General features: G+C 71.1%; 1 protein-coding gene. It reads right to left on the reverse strand.

Annotated elements, in window-relative coordinates:
* Nucleotides 1-236: 236 nt before the first annotated feature.
* The coding region (locus U9983_RS27350) for an SDR family NAD(P)-dependent oxidoreductase (RefSeq protein WP_322756772.1) at nt 237-3243 on the reverse strand (3007 nt) is incomplete at its 5' end.

Raw genomic sequence — 3243 nt, forward strand, 5'->3', positions numbered from 1 at the left:
CGCCGATGGAGGTGATGCGCGAGCCGTGCGAACTTCATATCCACCCTAATATTTCCGGAAGCCCTTACAACCCCTAAGATTCCAACACCCCGGCGGTCGGAGTGTTGGGGCCGGGGCCGGGCCGCACGGCACCCGCAGCTTGTCCCGCCATGCCCCGCATACCAAGAAGCCCCACCCCGCGCCGACATCACCGGACGAGTGATTACCTGAAAACTGCCTGCTGCGCATCAGACAGGTCAGGAGCTCGACTTCCCAAGTTGGGTGTTGATGAAGTCGAACATCTCGTCGTCCGACGCCGACTCGATCATCTCGGTCGACACGCCGCCAGCGCCGGTCACGGCCCGGCGCTCCACTCGGCCCGATGTCACCTTCGCCAGAATCTCGTCGGCGCGGGCCGCCACCAGGCCGGCCTCGTCGTCCTCGGGCGCGAGCGTTGCCAGCACGGACTCCAACCGGTCCAGTTCAGCGAGCACCGAGTCGACCGTCGTCTCCTGCTCAGCGACCAGCTCGCTCAGCAGGAGATCGGCGACCGCCACCGGCGTCGGATAATCGAAGATCAAAGTAGCCGGTAGCCGCAGCCCGGTGGCCGCATTGAGCTTGTTGCGCAGCTCGACCGCGGCCAGGGAGTCGAAGCCCAGCTCGCTGAAGGCGCGGGCCGGGGCGACGTCCCCGACCGAGGCGAACCCGAGGACGGCCGCGACCGTCTCGCGAACCAGGGCCATAAGCGCCCGGCCGCGCTCCACCTCGGACATGGTGGCGAGCCGGTCGCTCCACGACTGCCCGCCCGCGGCGGCAGCACCGACGGCGACCGACCGCGCGGCTCGCAGTTCGGGCAGATCGCTGATCAACGGGCTCGGAATGCCACCGTAGATCCGGGCGACGTAGCGCCGCCAGTCCACGTCGAGCACGGTGAGGAACTCCGCGTTCTCCGACATCGCCTGGTCCATGACGGCCATCGCCTCCTGGGGGTCCATTGCCCGGATCCCGACGCGCACGATGCGTTCCTCGTTCGAGCCGAGGGCCGCCATCCCGCCACCGCCCCACATGCCCCAACCGAACGACGTTGCGGCCAGACCCCGGGCGCGGCGGGCCTGGACCAGCGAGTCGAGGAAGGTGTTCGCCGCGCCATAGCTGGCCTGCCCGGCGGTCCCGAGTACCCCGGACACCGACGAGAACATCACGAACGCGGACAGATCCCGATCGCGGGTCAGCTCATCCAGATTCATCGCGCCAGTGATCTTTGACCGCAGGACCGTCTGCATAGCCTCAGGCGTCAGCGCGTCGATCAGGCCGTCGTTGGAGACCCCGGCAGTGTGGATCACGGCCGTCAGCGGCGGGTCAGCAGGGAGAGCCGCCAGCAGTTCGGTGACCTGCGCGCGGTCGGCAGCATCACAGTGGGCGATCGTGACCTGGGCTCCCAGCTCGGTCAGTTCCCGTTCCAGCTCCGCGGCCCCGGCGGCCGACCGGCCGGCCCGGCTGGTCAGCACCACATGCGTGGCTCCCTTCGCCGCCAGCCACCGCGCGACGTGGCCACCGAGGGCGCCCGTACCGCCCGTCACCAGCACGGTTCCGCACGGCGTCCAGCCGCCGGCCGCGTCGATGTCGGCGACCGAGCTCCTGGCCAGACGGCGCAGGTACACCCCGGACGGCCGAATCGCGATCTGATCCTCCCGCCAGTCCGCGCCGAGCAGGTCGATCAGGCGACCGACGGCCTGCTCGTCGACCGTGCTGGCTGCCTCGTCGCAGGCCAGGACTGGAACGTCGACGACTCCGCCCCACCGTCGGGGTTGCTCCAGGCCGACGGCCCGGCCCAGTCCCCACACGGCCGACTGGATCGGGTGATCCAGCATGTCGCCCGGGACCGCGGCCATCGCGTCGATGGTCACGAACCAGACCGGGGCGTCGACGTCGGCGTCCTCGAGCGCCTGGACGAGGACGGCCGACAACGCGAGTCCCGCGGGCACGGCGTCAGCCGACGGGAGCATCCGCTCGTCGAGGCCGAGCCAGGACAGCACGCCCCGCACCGGCTCACCGTCGGGACACGCCGCCGCGATCCGCTCCCTGAGTCCAGCGCGATCCAGGCTGGGGCCACCCGAGCCGTCGTCATCGACGACGATCGCGTGGACCCTGGCCCCCCGCGCGGTGAGCGCCTCCCCTGCCGCGTGCACCCATGCGTCGGCGCGGAACGCCGCTGGCATCACGGTCAGCCATAGTCCCTCGACCGAGCCGACCGGCACGTCCTCGGCGAGCTTCCAGGTGATCTCGTAGCGCCAGGACTCGATCCCTGGAGCGGTCGTGCCGACCGCTTTGCGTGCCTCGTCCAGCTGCTCGGGGGACACCGCTCGACCAGCCACCGCCCCGACGGATGCGACGAGCCGTCCATCGGTATCCCCGACGACAACCGCGACCGCGTCGTCGCGGACCCGGCGCAGCCACACGCGCAGCGATGTGGTCGCCGGTCCGTGCAGCCGCACATCCTTCCAGGAGAACGGCACGACCGCCGTCTGCGACTCACCGCGCATGGTCATGACAGAAGCGTGCAGCGCCGCGTCCAACAGCGCGGGATGCAGGTGGTAGCCGTCGGCGTCCTGGGCGACGTCGTCGGGCAACGCGACCTCGGCGAAGACGTCGGCGCCACGGCGCCACGCCCGGCGCAGGCCCTGGAAGGTCGGCCCGTAGGCGTACCCCTCGCCGGCAAACCATTCATACGCTCCAGCGATCTCCATCACCTCGGCGTCGGGTGGCGGCCAGGTCGCCAGCGCGTCGGCATCCGGCTGAGCGTCGGCGACGTCGCTGTCACCGGCAGTTCCCGGCCCGAGCAGGCCCGTCGCGTGCGTGGTCCACGGCCGCTCGCCGCCGTCGTCGCCGCCGGATTCCGCTCGGGAGTACACGGCCAGCTCACGCCGGTCATCGGCGTCGGGCGCCCCCACCACCACCTGAACGCGGACGCCGCCGCGCTCGGGCAGCACGAGCGGAACGTGCAGTGTGAGTTCGTCGACCCGCCGAGCGCCGACCACCGTCGCCGCGTGGTTCGCGAGCTCCACGAACCCGGTTGCCGGCAGCAGGACGGTGTCCATCACGGCGTGATCGGCAAGCCACGGCTGGTCCTCGACGGACAACCGCCCGGTGAGGACGACGCCGTCACCGTCCGCCCGGTCGACACGCGCGCGCAGCAGGGGATGACCCGCCGCGTCGAGGCCCACGGCGCCCGGGTCGGACAATGTGCGGTCGTCGCGCCGCCGT

It is taken from the genome of Protofrankia sp. Cas3 (genome assembly GCF_963555955.1).
Classification (GTDB): Bacteria; Actinomycetota; Actinomycetes; order Frankiales; family Frankiaceae; genus Protofrankia.